15 protein-coding genes and 1 pseudogene are annotated in these 17,498 nt (G+C 57.9%); 12 read left to right on the plus strand and 4 right to left on the minus strand.

Annotation, left to right across the window (positions count from 1 at the left end):
- Positions 1–44: 44 nt before the first annotated feature.
- The 4 genes from CES87_RS10165 to CES87_RS10180 all read right to left on the minus strand — a co-directional run bounded on the left by CES87_RS10165 (position 45) and on the right by CES87_RS10180 (position 4,388).
- Positions 45–329 (minus strand): YceK/YidQ family lipoprotein, encoded by a 285-nt coding sequence (locus CES87_RS10165; protein ID WP_128606029.1) that lies wholly within the window; start codon positions 327–329, stop codon positions 45–47.
- Positions 322–954: a flavin prenyltransferase UbiX gene (ubiX, locus tag CES87_RS10170; RefSeq protein WP_128606030.1), complete on the minus strand. Its 633-nt coding sequence runs from the start codon at positions 952–954 to the stop codon at positions 322–324. The genes CES87_RS10165 and ubiX overlap by 8 nt, the downstream gene beginning before the upstream one ends.
- Positions 951–2,300 (minus strand): UDP-N-acetylmuramate:L-alanyl-gamma-D-glutamyl-meso-diaminopimelate ligase, encoded by a 1,350-nt coding sequence (gene mpl / locus CES87_RS10175; protein WP_128606031.1) that lies wholly within the window; start codon positions 2,298–2,300, stop codon positions 951–953. Before mpl ends, ubiX begins: the two co-directional genes overlap by 4 nt.
- 168 nt (positions 2,301–2,468) lie before the next feature.
- Positions 2,469–4,388 carry a sigma-54-dependent Fis family transcriptional regulator gene (locus tag CES87_RS10180; RefSeq protein ID WP_128606032.1) on the minus strand — a complete coding sequence of 640 codons (1,920 nt, stop codon included), beginning with the start codon at positions 4,386–4,388 and terminating at the stop codon, positions 2,469–2,471.
- Positions 4,389–4,811: 423 nt separating this feature from the next.
- Here CES87_RS10180 and CES87_RS10185 point away from each other — a divergent pair.
- From CES87_RS10185 to CES87_RS10240, 12 genes and pseudogenes are all read left to right on the plus strand, one after another.
- Positions 4,812–6,331 (plus strand): annotated as a pseudogene (locus CES87_RS10185) (aldehyde dehydrogenase family protein).
- Positions 6,332–6,563: 232 nt separating this feature from the next.
- Complete coding sequence (eat, locus tag CES87_RS10190; RefSeq protein WP_128606033.1) at positions 6,564–7,934, plus strand: ethanolamine permease; 1,371 nt, start codon at positions 6,564–6,566, stop codon at positions 7,932–7,934.
- A 202-nt stretch (positions 7,935–8,136) separates the two neighbouring features.
- Positions 8,137–9,531 (plus strand): ethanolamine ammonia-lyase subunit EutB, encoded by a 1,395-nt coding sequence (locus CES87_RS10195; protein ID WP_128606034.1) that lies wholly within the window; start codon positions 8,137–8,139, stop codon positions 9,529–9,531.
- A gap of 8 nt (positions 9,532–9,539) precedes the next feature.
- Positions 9,540–10,364 carry an ethanolamine ammonia-lyase subunit EutC gene (gene eutC, locus CES87_RS10200; protein ID WP_128606035.1) on the plus strand — a complete coding sequence of 275 codons (825 nt, stop codon included), beginning with the start codon at positions 9,540–9,542 and terminating at the stop codon, positions 10,362–10,364.
- 113 nt (positions 10,365–10,477) lie between these two features.
- Positions 10,478–10,939: an N-acetyltransferase gene (locus CES87_RS10205; RefSeq protein WP_128606036.1), complete on the plus strand. Its 462-nt coding sequence runs from the start codon at positions 10,478–10,480 to the stop codon at positions 10,937–10,939.
- 312 nt (positions 10,940–11,251) lie between these two features.
- A complete protein-coding gene (locus CES87_RS10210) occupies positions 11,252–11,908 on the plus strand; it encodes a DedA family protein (RefSeq protein WP_128606037.1) in 657 nt (218 codons plus the stop codon).
- Between the two features lie 6 nt (positions 11,909–11,914).
- A complete protein-coding gene (locus tag CES87_RS10215; protein ID WP_128606038.1) occupies positions 11,915–12,727 on the plus strand; it encodes a zinc-dependent peptidase in 813 nt (270 codons plus the stop codon).
- Between the two features lie 113 nt (positions 12,728–12,840).
- The gene (gene ppa / locus CES87_RS10220; RefSeq protein WP_007990564.1) at positions 12,841–13,368 is read left to right on the plus strand and encodes an inorganic diphosphatase; all 528 of its coding nucleotides are present in this window, start codon (positions 12,841–12,843) and stop codon (positions 13,366–13,368) included.
- Between the two features lie 230 nt (positions 13,369–13,598).
- Positions 13,599–14,345: a S24 family peptidase gene (locus CES87_RS10225; RefSeq protein ID WP_128606039.1), complete on the plus strand. Its 747-nt coding sequence runs from the start codon at positions 13,599–13,601 to the stop codon at positions 14,343–14,345.
- Between the two features lie 779 nt (positions 14,346–15,124).
- Positions 15,125–16,096 (plus strand): adenosine deaminase, encoded by a 972-nt coding sequence (locus tag CES87_RS10230; RefSeq protein ID WP_256590856.1) that lies wholly within the window; start codon positions 15,125–15,127, stop codon positions 16,094–16,096.
- Entirely contained in the window at positions 16,093–16,653 is a 561-nt protein-coding gene (locus tag CES87_RS10235; protein WP_128606041.1) for a non-canonical purine NTP pyrophosphatase, read from the plus strand. Before CES87_RS10230 ends, CES87_RS10235 begins: the two co-directional genes overlap by 4 nt.
- Positions 16,650–17,444, plus strand: coding sequence for an SIR2 family protein (locus CES87_RS10240; RefSeq protein ID WP_128606042.1), 795 nt, complete (start codon positions 16,650–16,652; stop codon positions 17,442–17,444). The genes CES87_RS10235 and CES87_RS10240 overlap by 4 nt, the downstream gene beginning before the upstream one ends.
- The last annotated feature ends 54 nt before the right edge of the window (positions 17,445–17,498 follow it).

The raw sequence follows: 17,498 nt of genomic DNA on the forward strand, positions 1-17,498 counted from the left end.
GAGGCTTGCCCGCGAAAGGCTCGCCACCGACTCCACGCCGAGCGCTATAACCCACCCGTCGCCTGAAAACTCACACCTAAAACCGTCAGCAACGACAACGGTAACAACAACGTGTCAAGCAAGGCACTGGCCGGCAGATCAACCCCCGGATAGCCCGGCGCCTCGGCACCAAATCGGTCCTTGGCGCAGCACCCTCCATTCATCGCATACAAATCCAGCCGCGTCCCGGAGTACACCACCGGCGCACCCGGTTTGGCAGCATCCAGCGTACGCGCCGTGGCGCACCCCGCCAGCTGCAATGCCAGCAGAATGATAAGCAGCTTATTCATCGCTGGTCAGATGGTGTTCGCCCCAACGCGGCAGCATGTCCTGGGGGACGTTCAGCAGGTTGAGAATCCGCGCCACCACGAAATCGATCAGGTCATCGATGGTTTGCGGCTGATGATAGAAGCCTGGCGATGCCGGCAGAATCGTCACACCCATGTTCGACAACTTGAGCATGTGCTCCAGGTGAATGCTCGAATACGGCGCTTCACGCGGCACCAGAATCAGCTGACGGCGCTCCTTCAACGTCACGTCGGCGGCACGCTCGATCAGGTTGTTGCAGGCGCCGGTCGCGATGGCCGACAAGGTTCCGGTGGAACACGGCACCACCACCATCGCCGCCGGCGCTCCGGAGCCCGAGGCTACCGGCGACATCCAGTCTTCCTTGCCATACACGCGGATCTGCCCGGCGGCCGCGCCGGTGTATTCGGTGAGGAAGGCCTGCATCATTTGTGGTTTGGCGGGTAGTGTGACATCGGTCTCTGTAGCCATCACCAGTTGCGCAGCCTTGGAAATCAGGAAGTGCACTTCGCGGTCATCACGCACCAGGCAGTCGAGCAGGCGCAAGCCGTACTGGGCGCCGGAAGCGCCGGTCATCGCCAGCGTAATGCGGTCCGGACCGTTGTTCATTTGAGTGCCTCGGCGAGTTTGCCGTGCAGGCCGCCAAAGCCGCCGTTGCTCATGATCACCACGTGGGTGCCCGGTTGCGCCTGGCCTTTCACGTGCTCGATGATGCCTTCCAGCGAATCACTGACAATCGACGGCACGGTGCACAGCGCCGCAGTGGCCGCCAGGTCCCAGCCGAGATTGGCCGGTGCATACCAGATCACCTGATCGGCATCGACCACGCTCTCCGGCAAACCGTCGCGGTGCGCGCCAAGTTTCATGGAATTGGAGCGCGGTTCGATGATCGCGATCAACGGCGCATCGCCGATGCGCTTGCGCAGACCGTCGAGCGTGGTCGCAATGGCAGTCGGGTGGTGAGCGAAGTCGTCATAAATGGTGATGCCACGCACGTCCGCAACTATCTCCATGCGCCGCTTCACGCTTTTGAAAGCGCTCAATGCAGCGATGCCCATGGGCGGCACCACACCGACATGTCGCGCTGCAGCAAGGGTAGCCAGTGCGTTGGCGACGTTGTGCTGACCGGTCATGTCCCACTCGACCACGCCTTGGGAAACCCCTTCGAACATCACTTCGAAGGCCGAACCGTCTTCACTGAGTAACTTGACCTGCCACTGCCCTCCGGCGCCCGTGGTTTGCACCGGGGTCCAGCAGCCCATTTCGATAACGCGCTGCAAAGCCGGTTCGGTGGTCGGATGAATCACCAGGCCTTCGCTCGGAATTGTCCGCACCAGGTGATGGAATTGCCGCTCGATGGCGGGCAGGTCCGGGAAGATATCGGCGTGGTCGAATTCCAGGTTATTCAGGATCGCCGTGCGCGGGCGGTAGTGAACGAATTTGGAGCGCTTGTCGAAAAATGCGCTGTCGTATTCATCGGCTTCGATCACAAAAAACGGTGTGCCACCCAGACGCGCCGACACCGAGAAGTTCTGTGGCACGCCGCCAATCAGGAAGCCCGGGCTCATGCCCGCGTGCTCCAGCACCCAGGCGAGCATGCTGCTGGTGGTGGTCTTGCCGTGAGTGCCGGCAACCGCCAGCACCCAGCGACCTTGCAGGACGTGATCGGCCAGCCATTGCGGGCCGGAGACGTAAGGCAGGCCTTTGTTCAGCACATATTCCACCGCCGGATTGCCGCGCGACATGGCGTTGCCGATGACCACCAGGTCGGGTGCCGGATCGAGTTGCGCCGGGTCGTAGCCTTGGGTCAACTCGATGCCCTGAGCCTCAAGCTGAGTGCTCATCGGCGGGTAGACGTTGGCATCGGAGCCAGTCACGTGATGGCCCAGCTCTTTGGCCAGAACCGCCATCGAACCCATGAAAGTGCCGCAGATACCAAGAATATGAATGTGCATAGTCGACCTCGTAAAACATGGCCGCAGGTTAGCTTAGGGAGGGGAAAATCGCACCCAGAGTTTGAGAATCACCGCCGAACCTGTAGGAGCGAGGCTTGCCCGCGAAGGCGTGATGTCAGTCGATGATGATAGTGACTGACACTACGCCTTCTCGGGCAAGCCTCGCTCCTACAGGGTCTTGGCGATACCGTGTTTACGCAGTTTTCGGTAGAGGGTATTTCGGCTCACGCCAAGCTGTTGCGCCGTATGCGTCATATGCCACCGCGTATGCTCCAGCGCGTTCAACAACGCCAGGCGCTCGGCATCCTCCAGCGGATGCTCGGACGGCTCATCAATTGCCAGCGTTATCACCGGCCGTGTCTGACGAATGATCGCGGGCAAATCCCCGAGACCAATCCGCCCGCCCTCACACAACGCCGCCAACGTACGCAGCACATTACGCAACTGACGAACGTTGCCCGGCCAGGCAAACCCCAGCAGAGCCTCCCGTGCCGGCCCGTCGATCAACACCGTCCCCCCGCCCGCCTCTTCGGCCAGTAAAAAGTCGAGCAACTGCGATTTGTCACTGCGATCGCGCAATGCCGGCAGGGCCACCTCCAGTCCGTTGAGCCGGTAATACAAGTCCTCGCGGAAGCTGCCGTCTTGCACCCGATCCAGCAGATTGCGGTGCGTGGCGCTGATGATTCGCACGTTGATCGCCTGGGGCTCGCCACCGATCGGCACCACCTGACGATCTTCCAGCACCCTTAACAGCCGCGTCTGCAAGGCCAGGGGCATGTCACCGATTTCGTCAAGGAACAAGGTTCCGCCATCGGCCTGCTGCAACTTGCCGCGCATGCCTTCCTTGCGCGCCCCGGTGAAACTGCCGCCGCGATAGCCGAACAATTCGCTTTCGATCAGGCTTTCGGGGATGGCTGCACAGTTGAGGGCGACGAAAGCTTTTTCGGCCCGTTGACTGGCTTGATGGACGGCCTTGGCAAAGGCCTCTTTGCCGGACCCGGTTTCTCCGTTGATCAGCAACGGCACGTCCCGCTCGTACACGCGCAGGGCCTTGCGAAAATCCGCCTGCAACGCGGTATCGCCCAGGCAGATGCCCGACAGTTGCGTACGCTTTTCATTGACCGGGCTCGGTACCAGCGGCACCGGCACGCGCCGCGGTTGCCCGCGCAACACGGCAAACAACCGCCGGCCGTCGCGGGTACGTAGCGGCCAACTGGCGCTGGCACTAACACTTGCGCGACCGAGCAATTCATCTAGTGAACAGTCGAAAAACGCCTCCACCGGTTTGCCCAGCAAGCCGCCGCGTACATGCCCCAGCAGGTTCAGTGCGCTCTGATTGACCGCACAGATCCGCCCTTCTCCGTCGAAAGCCAGCAGCCCTTCACTGAAGAGCCCGACGGACTCGGCTTGTAAATGAAAACGCAGCAGCCATTGGTTGTCGAAATAACGCAGGAAATAGCAGCTCTCAATCATCTTCGCCGAAAGATTGACCAGAGCCATGGTGTGGAACTGACTCTGACGCGAAACGTCATGGCGCGCCGAGGACACGTCGAGCACCGCCAGCAACTCGCCATGAGGGTCGAACACCGGACTCGCCGAGCAGGTCAGGCCAGTATGGCGACCACGAAAATGTTCGTCCTGGTGGATAGTCAACGCCTGGCGCTCCACAAGGCATGTGCCGATGCCATTGGTGCCTTCGCAGGCCTCGCTCCAGTCGGCACCGAGCCAGAGCCCGGCACGTTCGAAAATCTTCCGTTCGGCGGGCGCCGTCACGCAGTTGAGGATTACGCCCCTTGCATCGGTCAACAGCACTGCATGCCCGGCACCTGAAAGCTGCTGATGCAGGCTGGTCATTTCGTTGCCGGCAATGTGCAGCACTTGCTGCAGGCGTTCACGGCTTTCGAGGACGCGGCCATGTTCCAGCACCGTCGGCGCCATGGTCAGTGCCGGGTCGAGGTGATAGTCCTCAAGACAACGCAACCAGGAACGGGCGATGGACGGATCGCTGCCAGGGCCGTGAAGGTGGGCTTTGCCCTGGGTCACGGTCAATACTTGTTGGGCATGGCGACTCAAATGACTGTCGTGCATTTCTTATTGTTCTCCCGCGCGATGTCGGGCTCGCGTCCATGTAGCAGCTGTCGAAGGCTGCGTCCGGCCGCGGAGCGGTCGTAAACTTGAATCCCGTATTTTCAATGCCGAACCGATGCGAGTGCTTCGCCCTCGAACGCAGCCTTCGGCAGCTGCTACCAGAGCAATGCGCCGAGCATCCTCCAGCCTAGCCTGCATTGCAATGCTGGCAAGACTGAGCAGTCACAGCCTGTGCCATAAACGGTACAAAGTGTCACCGAGGCTGTACCGAAAGCGTCACAGGCTTCGCCCGCCCGTCCGACAAAAATCGCGCAAAGCCTTGATTTGCCTGACCTGCAAGGCAGTGGCCCGACCTTTGCTCTACGCTTATAGCATGCGCACATGCGCCTCTCTAATAAGTACAAAAGCCAAGGAGAAAACACCATGCGTTACGCTCACCCCGGTACTGAAGGCGCTATCGTTTCGTTCAAGAGCAAATACGGTAACTACATCGGCGGCGAGTTCGTCGCGCCTGTTAAAGGTCAGTACTTCACCAATACCTCGCCAGTAAATGGCCAACCGATTGCCGAATTCCCCGTTCCACGGCTGAAGACATCGACAAGGCCCTGGACGCTGCCCACGCAGCTGCCGATGCCTGGGGCGCCACGTCCGCCCAGGCCCGTTCGCTGGTGCTACTGAAAATCGCCGACCGCATCGAACAGAACCTCGAACTGCTGGCGATCACCGAATCCTGGGACAACGGCAAGGCCGTGCGGGAAACTCTCAACGCCGACATCCCGCTGGCCGCCGACCACTTCCGCTACTTCGCTGGTTGCATCCGTGCCCAGGAAGGCAGCGCTGCCGAGATCGATGGCAACACCGTCGCCTATCACATCCATGAACCACTGGGCGTGGTCGGGCAGATCATCCCGTGGAACTTCCCGATCCTGATGGCCGCCTGGAAACTCGCCCCGGCCCTGGCCGCCGGTAACTGCGTGGTGCTCAAGCCTGCCGAACAGACTCCGCTGGGCATCACTGTGTTGATGGAACTAATCGGTGATCTGCTGCCGCCAGGCGTGCTGAACATCGTGCAAGGCTTCGGCAAAGAAGCCGGTGAAGCCCTGGCCACCAGCAAACGCATCGCCAAAATCGCCTTCACCGGCTCGACCCCGGTCGGCTCGCACATCATGAAATGCGCGGCCGAAAATATCATTCCGTCCACTGTGGAGCTGGGTGGCAAGTCGCCGAACATCTTCTTCGAAGACATCATGAAAGCCGAACCGAGCTTCATCGAGAAAGCGGCCGAAGGTCTGGTGCTGGCGTTCTTCAACCAAGGCGAAGTCTGCACCTGCCCTTCCCGGGCCCTGGTACAGGAATCGATCTACGACGAGTTCATGAAAGTGGTCATGAACAAAGTCCTGCAAATCAAACGTGGCGATCCGCTGGACACCGACACCATGGTCGGCGCCCAGGCGTCCGAGCAGCAATTCGACAAAATCCTCTCGTACCTGGAAATCGCCAAGGGCGAAGGCGCCGAACTGCTGACCGGCGGCAAGATAGAAAAACTCGAGGGCAACCTGGCGAGCGGGTATTACATCCAGCCGACCCTGCTCAAGGGCACCAACAAAATGCGAGTGTTCCAGGAAGAAATCTTTGGCCCGGTGGTGAGCATCACCACCTTCAAGGACGAAGCTGAAGCCCTGGCCATCGCCAACGACACCGAGTTCGGCCTGGGCGCCGGCCTCTGGACCCGCGACATCAACCGCGCCTACCGCATGGGCCGCGCCATCAAGGCCGGTCGTGTTTGGACCAACTGCTACCACCTGTACCCGGCGCATGCCGCGTTCGGCGGTTACAAAAAGTCCGGCGTCGGCCGTGAAACCCACAAGATGATGCTCGATCACTATCAGCAGACCAAAAACCTGCTGGTGAGCTACGACATCAATCCGTTGGGTTTCTTCTAATTAGTTAGGCGGCAAACCGCATAACGGCCTTCGCGGGCAAGTCGGATCGCCGCCCGCTCGCTCCTACAGATCACCCGACACCTGTAGGAGCGAGGCTTGCCCGCGAAGGCGCCCTCCATGACACAACAAACATCGCCCTGCCGCTCTGGCACGGGCTTTGCGTGCCTGCATTACACGCAAAGCAGTTCCCGAAAGTCCAAAAGATCGAACAATAAAAAGACAGCGAGGACTTATGACTTCTTCCACACAGCTCAAACCCACACTCGGCACCCTGCATCTATGGGGCATTGCCGTCGGCCTGGTGATTTCCGGCGAATACTTCGGCTGGAGCTACGGCTGGGGCACCGCAGGAACTCTGGGTTTCCTCGTCACCGCGTTGATGGTGGCGACGATGTACACCTGCTTCATCTTCAGTTTCACCGAATTGACGACTGCGATTCCTCACGCTGGCGGGCCGTTTGCCTACAGCCGACGGGCCTTTGGCGAGAAAGGCGGATTGATTGCGGGCATTGCCACCCTAATCGAATTTGTCTTTGCACCTCCGGCGATCGCCATGGCCATCGGCGCCTATCTCAACGTGCAATACCCGGAACTGGACCCGAAAATCGCGGCGGTCGGCGCTTATTTCGTGTTCATGACCCTCAATATTCTCGGCGTCAGCATCGCCGCCACCTTCGAACTGGTGGTCACCGTGCTGGCCGTCGCCGAACTCCTGGTGTTCATGGGCGTAGTTGCGCCCGGCTTCAGCTTCAGTAATTTCGTACTCAATGGCTGGTCAGGTTCCAACGAATTCACGATTGACTCGATTCCCGGCATTTTTGCGGCCATTCCCTTCGCGATCTGGTTCTTTCTCGCCATTGAAGGTGCGGCCATGGCAGCAGAAGAAGCCAAGGACCCGAAACGTACGATTCCCAAGGCTTATGTCAGCGGCATTCTGACCCTGGTGTTCCTGGCCATCGGCGTGATGGTGATGGCCGGTGGCGTTGGCGACTGGCGTCAGCTATCCAACATCAACGATCCACTGCCCCAGGCCATGAAAGCGGTGGTAGGCAACAATTCGACATGGATGCACATGCTGGTCTGGATCGGCCTGTTCGGCCTGGTGGCCAGTTTCCATGGGATCATCCTTGGCTATTCACGGCAGTTCTTCGCCTTGGCCCGCGCCGGATACCTGCCCCCCAGCCTGGCGAAACTCTCGCGCTTCCAGACTCCACACCGCGCCATCCTGGCCGGCGGTGTGATCGGCATTGCGGCGATTTACAGCGATGGCTTGGTCAACCTCCAAGGCATGAGCCTGACCGCAGCGATGATCACTATGTCGGTGTTCGGCGCCATCGTGATGTACATCATCAGCATGCTGAGCCTGTTCAAACTCCGTAAGACCGAGCCGAACCTGGAGCGTACATTCCGCGCGCCGGGCTACCCGATTGTGCCGGGGATCGCGCTGTTTCTGGCCGTGGTATGCCTGCTGGCGATGGCCTGGTTCAACACCTTGATCGGCCTGGTTTTCCTCGGCTTCATGGCCGCCGGTTACCTGTATTTCCAATTGACCGCGCGACAACGCTCCGAAGCGCCGGCGGACGCTATGCTCGAAGGTGTATGAGTTGCACCGGCGCCGGGCTGCAAGCCCGGCGCCTGCATTACTGAAGTGCACGCAGTTTCCTTGTGGGAGCGGGCTTGCTCGCGAAGGCGTTGTATCAGGCGACATTTGTGTTGAATGACACTCCGCATTCGCGAGCAAGCCCGCTCCCACAAGGGGTTGTTTAGTGTTATCAAGATTTGTACAGAGCAGAGGACACCGCCCCATGGCCGTATTTGCCCATTCCGTCGGCGCCCAGACCTATCGCTTCGACAGCCTCAAGGAAGTGATGGCCAAAGCCAGCCCGGCGCGTTCCGGGGACTTTCTGGCCGGTGTCGCCGCCCTCAACGATGGTGAGCGCGTTGCCGCGCAGATGGCCTTGGCCGACATTCCGCTGAGCTACTTCCTGCAGGAAGTACTGATTCCCTACGAGGAAGATGAAGTCACCCGCCTGATCATTGACACCCACGACAGGCAGGCTTTCGCGGTCGTCAGCCACCTCACCGTCGGCGGATTTCGCGACTGGCTGCTCAGCGATGCCGCCGACGAACATGTCCTGCGCACCCTCGCTCCCGGCCTGACCCCGGAAATGGTGGCCGCCGTATCGAAGATCATGCGCGTGCAGGATCTTGTACTGGTGGCGCAGAAAATTCGTGTGGTCACGCAATTTCGCGGCACCCTCGGTCTGCGCGGGCGGTTATCCACACGCCTGCAGCCGAATCATCCTACAGACGAACCGGCCGGTATCGCCGCGAGCATTCTCGACGGTCTGCTGCACGGTAATGGCGATGCCATGATCGGGATCAATCCGGCCACCGACAGCATTGCCTCGATCTGCGCAATGCTGGAAATGCTCGACGCGATCATCCAGCGCTACGAGATTCCGACACAGGCCTGTGTGCTGACCCATGTCACCACGTCAATCGAAGCGGTCAATCGCGGTGTCCCACTGGATCTGGTATTCCAGTCAATCGCCGGCACCGAGGCGGCCAACGCCAGCTTCGGCATCAATTTGAATGTGCTGAAGGAAGGTTACGACGCCGGATTAAGCCTCAATCGCGGCACGCTCGGCCAAAACATGATGTATTTCGAAACCGGCCAGGGCAGCGCCCTGTCGGCCAACGCCCACCATGGCGTCGATCAGCAGACCTGCGAAACCCGGGCCTACGCTGTAGCGCGACATTTCAACCCGTTTCTGGTTAACACCGTCGTAGGATTTATCGGCCCGGAATACCTCTACAACGGCAAACAAATCATCCGCGCCGGCCTCGAAGACCACTTCTGCGGCAAGCTGTTGGGCGTGCCGATGGGCTGCGATATCTGTTACACCAATCATGCCGAAGCCGACCAGGATGACATGGACACCTTGCTGACCCTGCTGGGCGTGGCCGGGATCAACTTCATCATGGGGATTCCCGGCTCGGACGACATCATGCTCAATTACCAGACCACGTCGTTCCACGATGCGCTGTATGCCCGCCAAACGCTGGGGCTCAAGCCTGCGCCGGAATTCGAACAGTGGCTGGCGAAAATGGGCATCTTCACCCAGGCGGACGGCAAGGTTCTCTTCGGCAACAGCCTGCCGCCGGCCTTTCGCCAGGCCTTGGCGCAATTGGGATGAGTGTTGATATGGAAAAAATACCCTTCGATCCACACAACCCATGGCTGGAGCTGCGACGTCTGACGCCGGCACGCATTGCCTTGGGCCGCACCGGCACCAGCATGCCCACCCGCGCACAGCTGGACTTTCAATACGCCCATGCCCAGGCGCGGGATGCGGTGCATTTGCCATTCGATCACACGGCCTTGCGCTCGCAACTAGCTGAACGCGGACATAAAAGCGTTTTGTTGCATAGTGCGGCAATAGACCGGAACAGTTACCTGCAACGCCCCGATCTGGGGCGAAAGCTAAGCACCGAGTCGGCACAGGCTTTGCGCGACCACGCTACGGACTATCCTGGCGGGGTCGATTTGGTCATCGTGGTAGCCGATGGTTTGTCAGCATTGGCGGTGCACCGCCATACCCTGCCATTTCTGGCGCGGCTGGAAGAACAGATCCGCGCCGAAAACTGGTCCGTAGCCCCGGTGGTCCTGGTGGAACAGGGTCGCGTCGCAGTAGCCGACGAAATCGGCGAACTGCTGGGTGCAAAAATGACGGTAATCCTTATTGGCGAACGCCCTGGCCTCAGCTCGCCAGACAGCCTGGGCTTATATTTCACCTACAATCCAAAAGTTGGCCTCACGGACGCCTACCGCAACTGCATCTCCAACGTGCGCCTTGAAGGATTGAGTTACGGCATGGCGGCTCACCGATTGCTGTATTTGATGCGCGAGGCGTGTCGACGGCAGCTGTCGGGGGTCAATCTGAAGGATGAAGCGCAAGTTCAGACGCTGGAGTCGGACGCAGGAGCGGACCTGAAAGGAAACTTCCTGCTTAGCCCGCCGGATGCCTGAACCGCTCGCGCATTGCACATTCGTTCCAACTTCAGGCAGGATCGACGCACGGCTCCAGGGTTTCCCGTCGCCGTCCAAGCATGCAAGACAGCCACTTGAAGACGAGACCTACCATGCGGATTATTCAAGCGACCCTCGAACACCTGGATCTGCTGACCCCGTTGTTCGTCAAATATCGCGAGTTTTATGGTTCCCTGCCGTATCCGGACTCGTCCCGGGCGTTCCTCGAAAAACGCCTGCGCCGTAAGGAATCGGTGATCTATCTGGCCCTGTCCGATGAGGACGACAATAAACTGATGGGGTTTTGTCAGTTGTACCCCAGCTTTTCTTCGCTTTCGCTCAAACGCGTCTGGATTCTCAATGACATCTATGTCGCCGAAGACGCCCGTCGCCAGTTAGTGGCAGACCACCTGATCCGCACAGCAAAGAAAATGGCCAAGGAAACCAATGCCGTGCGCATGCGTGTGTCCACCAGCAGCAACAACGAAGTCGCGCAAAGAACCTACGAATCCATTGGATTCAAGGAAGACACCCAGTTCAAGAACTACGTGTTACCGATCAGCGACGAGTTGTAAGCCGACAATTGATAACCCTGTAGGAGCAGCCGGTCGACGCTCGATTGCTCGCGAAGGTTGTGAACATAAGCCCGTAAAACCAGATGCCCAGCGACGCCCTTTGGTTTTTTTCGCGAGCAATCGAGCGTCGACCGGCTGCTCCTACAGTCGCGCCCTCGACATCCCTCGCTACAATCTCGACGCGTTTTTCACTTCCCAAATCGTATAATGCCGATCTTTCCGGCTTGTAAGAAAAACTACACCCGTCTGTAGTCTTACGCGAAGTCATCCGCACAGGCCTGCCGAGTCGGGCCGTCATCACAGGTGCTCTACATGGATTTCAACCCGCTCGATCTAATCTTGCATCTCGATGTCTACCTTGATTTGCTGGTTACCAACTACGGGCCATGGATCTACGCCATTCTGTTTATGGTGATTTTCTGTGAAACCGGCCTGGTGGTTATGCCCTTCCTGCCGGGCGACTCGCTGCTGTTTATCGCCGGCGCCGTTGCTGCCGGTGGCGGCATGGACCCGGTGTTGCTAGGCGGTTTGCTGATGCTCGCGGCGATTCTGGGTGACAGCACCAACTACATCATCGGACGAACGGCCGGCGAGCGATTGTTCCGCAACCCGAATTCGAAAATTTTCCGTCGCGACTACCTGCAACAAACCCACGATTTCTATGACAAGCACGGTGGCAAAACCGTGACCCTGGCACGCTTCCTGCCCATCATCCGCACCTTTGCGCCGTTCGTCGCCGGTGTAGGAAAAATGCCTTACCCACGATTCTTCGCCTTCAGCGTATTCGGCACCATCCTTTGGGTCGGAGGCCTTGTGACGCTCGGCTATTTCTTCGGTAACGTACCGTTCATCAAGAAAAACCTGTCACTGATGGTGATCGGCATCATAGTGCTGTCACTGCTGCCGATGATCATCAGCGTGATCCGCAGCCGCTTTCGCAGTTCGAACTCCAAAGCCGAAACGCGCTGATTCGGCATGTGGTCACTCAGTGCGTGGCGACGCCGGCGCACCCTGAACAAGCACCCGATTGCCGATGACATGTGGCAACGGGTGCGCCATCACCTGAGTTTTCTCGACGGCATCAGCACCGCCGAAGACCAGTGGCTGCGCGAAGCCTGCGTACTTTTCCTACAAGACAAACACCTGACCGCCCTGCCCGGTGTCGAACTCCATCAGGAGCAGCGCCTGCTGCTCGCCGCTCAGGCGCAATTGCCGTTGCTGCACCTGGGCGATCTGAACTGGTATCAGGGTTTTCACGAAATCGTTCTCTACCCCGACGATTTCCTCAGCCCCCAGCGCCATCGTGACGCCAGTGGTGTCGAGCACGAATGGAACGCTGAGCACAGCGGCGAAGCCTGGCAGCAGGGGCCAATCATTCTCGCCTGGCCCGGCGTCCTGGCCAGTGGCGGCTGGGAAGGCTACAACCTGGTGATCCACGAACTGGCGCACAAGCTCGACATGCTCAACGGCAATGCCAACGGCTTGCCGCCACTGCACGCGGACATGCGGGTCAGTGACTGGGCCAAGGTCATGCAAGAAGCCTACGACGACCTCGACCGACAACTGGAGCGTAATCCGCACGCCGAAACCGCCATCGATCCGTATGCCGCAGAAAATCCTGCCGAGTTCTTCGCCGTCACCAGCGAATACTTCTTCAGCGCCCCGGATTTGCTGCACGAGGCTTATCCACAGGTGTATGTGCAGCTGAAGCTTTTCTATCGGCAGGACCCGCTGGCCCGCCTTCAGCAACTTCTGGCTGAAGATCCGGTCTACCGGGCCCACGACTAAGGTCTACACGACTTCTGGTACGTGGCGTCGACACAGGAATATGCCTATAATCGCCGCCACTTTTTGGTCAATCCGGCCAAGTGTTTTTGGTCAACTAACGGGGGCAACGCCCAATGAGCTATAGCAAGATTCCGGCTGGCAAAGACCTGCCGAACGACATCTACGTCGCGATCGAGATTCCGGCCAACCACGCGCCGATCAAATACGAAATCGACAAAGACAGCGATTGCCTGTTCGTTGACCGTTTCATGGCCACCCCAATGTTCTACCCGGCCAACTACGGTTACATCCCGAACACCCTGGCTGACGACGGTGATCCCCTCGACGTGCTGGTCGTGACTCCTTACCCGGTTGCTCCAGGCTCCGTGATCCGCGCCCGTCCAGTCGGCATCCTGAACATGACCGACGACGGCGGCGGCGATGCCAAAGTCATCGCCGTTCCACACGACAAGCTTTCCCAGCTGTACGTGGACGTGAAGGAATACACCGATCTGCCAGCCCTGCTGATTCAGCAGATCGAGCACTTCTTCGCGAACTACAAAGATCTCGAAAAAGGCAAATGGGTGAAGATCGAAGGCTGGGCTGGCGCAGACGCCGCTCGCGAAGCGATCACAAAGTCGGTTGCTGCCTATAAAGGTTAAGAAGCAGCTACAAGCTTCTAGCTGCAAGCTTCAAGAAAAACCCCGGTGATCCGGGGTTTTTTGTGGGCGCTTGGAAAGTCCCGATTAAACGTCTTGTTTAACACAGCTTGACTCGGTGTATTTTTGTTTAAAATTCCTCAAACACGTCTTACATCCGGTCGTAAATTTCCCTCGAAATTTGAACGGTTCGTTTATTCAAAGCCTTATGCCGCGTCAGTAGACTCGTGTTTATGAAAAAGAACACTAGCGGCCCCCGATTCAAAGCGCTCCTTGGAATCGCTAACATCACGACAACCGGGTTTGCCGAGTTCCTGAACACGGCCCCGCAAAATGTCCATAACTGGTACACCCGCGGTGTGCCCGCTCACTACATGGAAGAAGTCGCCAGGAAACTGTCCGTCAACAGTGAATGGCTCAAAATCGGCGAGGGACCAAAAGACGCCAGGCACCTTCGCCTGCACGACGAATCCGGCAATACCTTCGACGCCCAGGCCATACGCGGCGTCTACACGGTCGTTGAACCCACCGACATCGAACTGCCCCTCTATAAAGAAACCTCAACGGTCCCCGGCTCCAGCAAAACCCATGTCATCGAAGATCCCGGCCAATCCATCCGACTGCCCCGCAGCCACCTGGACGCCCTGGAAATCAACCACGCCGACGCCATCTGCACCCACATGATCGGTAACAGCATGGCCGAACGCATAGAAGACGGCTCGACCCTGGCCATCGACCGTGGACTGACCCAGATTGTCGACGGCGAGATTTATGCAATCGAACATGACGGCATGCTGCGAATAAAATACCTGCACCGAATGCCGGGGAACGCGCTGCGATTGCGTAGCCATAACCGCGAAGACTATCCGGACGAAATCTTCAGGCCCGCGCAAATCGAAGAGCAGAACATCAGAGTATTGGGATGGGTGTTCTGGTGGTCGACCCTGAACAAACGCAGACCGCCGGTGCCGTTTTTGTGAGACTGGGGCGTTTTCATCGCGGGCAAGCCACGCTCCCACAGGTATTGCACAATCCTGTAGGAACGTGGCTTGCCCGCGAATGCGATAGAACATTCCCCGAAAACTCCAACCCTTTCCTCAGCCTGAGCGCCCGAATGCTCTAACCCCCACACCAGACTGGGAATTCCCAAAAAAAATCAGTATGCTGCGCCCCACATTTGCGCATCGCCCCGCCACGCGGCCCTGATCGCACCGACAAAGCAGATGATTTTCTCGCCGAGTCCCACAGCCGGACGCAAGATCCGGGTGTACGTTTTGAAGGCTGGCGCGGTTTACCAAAAATGAACCAAGCCAGTCCCCGAGAAGCCGGCCACAAGCCGGCTTTTTAATGCCTGAAAGCCACGCAGAATAAGGGCTTGGCACAAAACACCGTTTTCGACCCACACTTTGACCCACACCCAGACGCTGGTTAGCCTCCATTCTATCGCCTCGATTTCTTTGGCAACGGGCGGCCGCGCTCGACCAATAGCTACCTTCCGGTGAGCCTGAGCGCCGCTGTGCTGACCACTGTCAAGAAGGCTGTGAAGCAATGCTGAGTCAGCAACCCTAGACGAACTACCTGACCAACTGATACATAGGATGGCTTTTTGAGATTATCGTAAACAGGTAGGCAGTCATGAGGCTTGAAGACGAGACTCACGACTAGCGACTAAGGATAGCGATTGAATCAATGCCAGACTGACCTAGGAAAGACACCGAATGGGGCCAACGGGCATGAGATTGTGCACAAGAGCTTGGCGGTGGAACTCAGCGAGCGGGATCGCGCAGAACTTCATGTACACATAAACGGAGCCATCCCGGTTACGACTATTCAAGACATCTTTGCGGATGAATTAACGGAGCTGCCGTCTGGTTTCCTGGTTGAGCGGGACATATTACGACACACACCGTGTCAGTCGTTGGCGTCATATCTGACCCCTTGGCAGGTGTTGCGGCTCTTCCCCAAAAAACGCGAGAACCTGGATCGTCTATCCTTGGCAGTCGTTACGAGCCTCGCACAGAACAACGTGCGCTTCGTAGAACTCCGAAGCAGCGTTTTGTACCTTGCTACTCTGCAAAATTGCTCCCCCGCTCAAGCCCTGGAGCGCCTTTTAGAATCGACTAGAGCTGCATCTGATCGCTTCGGTATGCGTCTCGGACTGGTCCTCACGGTGACACGCGGCGATTACAGCTCGGTTGGCTTGTCCACACTTCTACAGGCCTACAAAGATCTTGGTGAACCGGGTGATGTGGTGGGGCTTGATCTGGCGGGCGATGAGGAAATTGCCTATCCATCCGAATTACCGTCGCTATTTCGGAAGGCGAAGGATCGATTCGGACTCGGAATCACCATCCATGCGGGCGAAACTGGTCGAGTGGAAAACGTTCGGGCAGCCGTGGAATTGTTTGGCGCAGATCGTATTGGCCATGGAACGGCTGCTAGCAAGGACCCTCACCTGCTGGATCTCTTGGCAAAGCAGGATATCTGCATCGAAGTATGCCCAATCAGCAACAGGCTCACCGGGGCTGTTCCTGTCGACGAGGCCCATCCTCTGTTGGAATTTCGGCGTCACCAGGTCCCTTTCGTAATTTGCTCGGACAACCCAGCGATTCATCAGCGAGGCCTAGCAGATGATCATTCGACGGCGATGACCGAGGGACTCTCCGCCAGTGATATTTCCGAACAGTTTGCCGTCGCCAAGCGGTACTCATTCATAGAGGGTCTAAATTGAAAATCCGATTCATGTCCGGAAATCAGCACAAGGTCAACGAGGTGCAGCGAATTCTTGCCCCGGTCGGAGTGGAAGTCGTGTCGGTGTCGCGGAAAATTGAAGAACTGCAGACCGAGGATGTCCACCGCTTGGTGCGGGACAAGTTAACTAAGGCATTTGAGTCAATAGGTCGCCCGCTCTTCGTCGAGCATACAGGGCTCTACCTGAGCGGTCTCAATGGGCTTCCTGCAGGTTTGACCCAGATATTCTGGGACAAGCTGGAGGCAGATCGATTCGTTAAGCTTGTAGCGGGTCTCGAAGATGCTGCAGTGACCGCAAAAACGGTGCTCGGCTATTGTGATGGGCGCCAGATTCACTTGTTTGAAGGTTCCATCGAGGGAACTGTGCCTCTTGTACCGGCCGGTCCAACTGACTTTCAATGGGACTGCGTTTTCGTCCCGAACGGGCACACCCAAACTTTCGCTGAGATGGGACCGGCCAAGGACGCTATTTCCATGCGCCGCAAAGCTCTCGACCAGTTCGCCGAATATCTCAAAACTTGTGAGGGCGTAAGATGAACGCTGAGTTGCTACGTGCGCACCGCACCGGCAAGCTGATGCTCTTTGTAGGCGCTGGGGTGTCTGCCAATCTAAGCCTGCCTACTTGGGGTGAGCTTATCGCACGCATCGCTCAGGACCTGGGCTACGACCCGAAGATCTTCTCCACTTACGGAACCCCTCTTGCACTTGCGGAGTATTACAAGAGGAAGAAAGGTACTCTTGGGCCGCTTCGGAGCTGGATGGATCGCGAATGGCACAAACCCAATACAAATATCTCCGCTTCCGAAATCCATCGACTGATTACCCTTGGACGATTTTCACGTATCTACACCACCAACTACGATCGATGGCTGGAAATGGCCCACGACAAGTTCGAGGTGCCATACGACAAGATCGCAAGCGTTGCCGACCTAGTATCTGCCACTGAGGGCCGGCGTCAGATCGTGAAATTTCATGGGGACTTCGATGACGAGACATCAATCGTTCTCGACGAAACCAGTTACTTTCAGCGATTGAATTATGACTCTCCGCTGGACATCAAGCTCAGCAACGATGTCCTGGGAAACTCTGTTCTCTTCATCGGATACAGCATTTCGGACATCAACATTCGACTCTTGTTTTATCGACTGACGGAGATGTGGGGGCGATCGGTGCTGCCATCTGCCAGACCAAAGTCCTACGTTTTCACAAATCGACCGAACCCAGTCGCACAGGAGGTGCTTGGTCAGTGGGGAATCGAGATGATCGTTTCGGAAGAGGACGACCCAAAGAAGGCGCTCACGGATTTTCTTCAGGAATTAGTGAGCTAAGAAACTCGCTCGGTACTGATTTTAGGGGTTAACACTCATCCCAATGGCGGTGCC

It is taken from the genome of Pseudomonas sp. ERMR1:02 (assembly GCF_002277815.1).
Lineage (GTDB): Bacteria > Pseudomonadota > Gammaproteobacteria > Pseudomonadales > Pseudomonadaceae > Aquipseudomonas.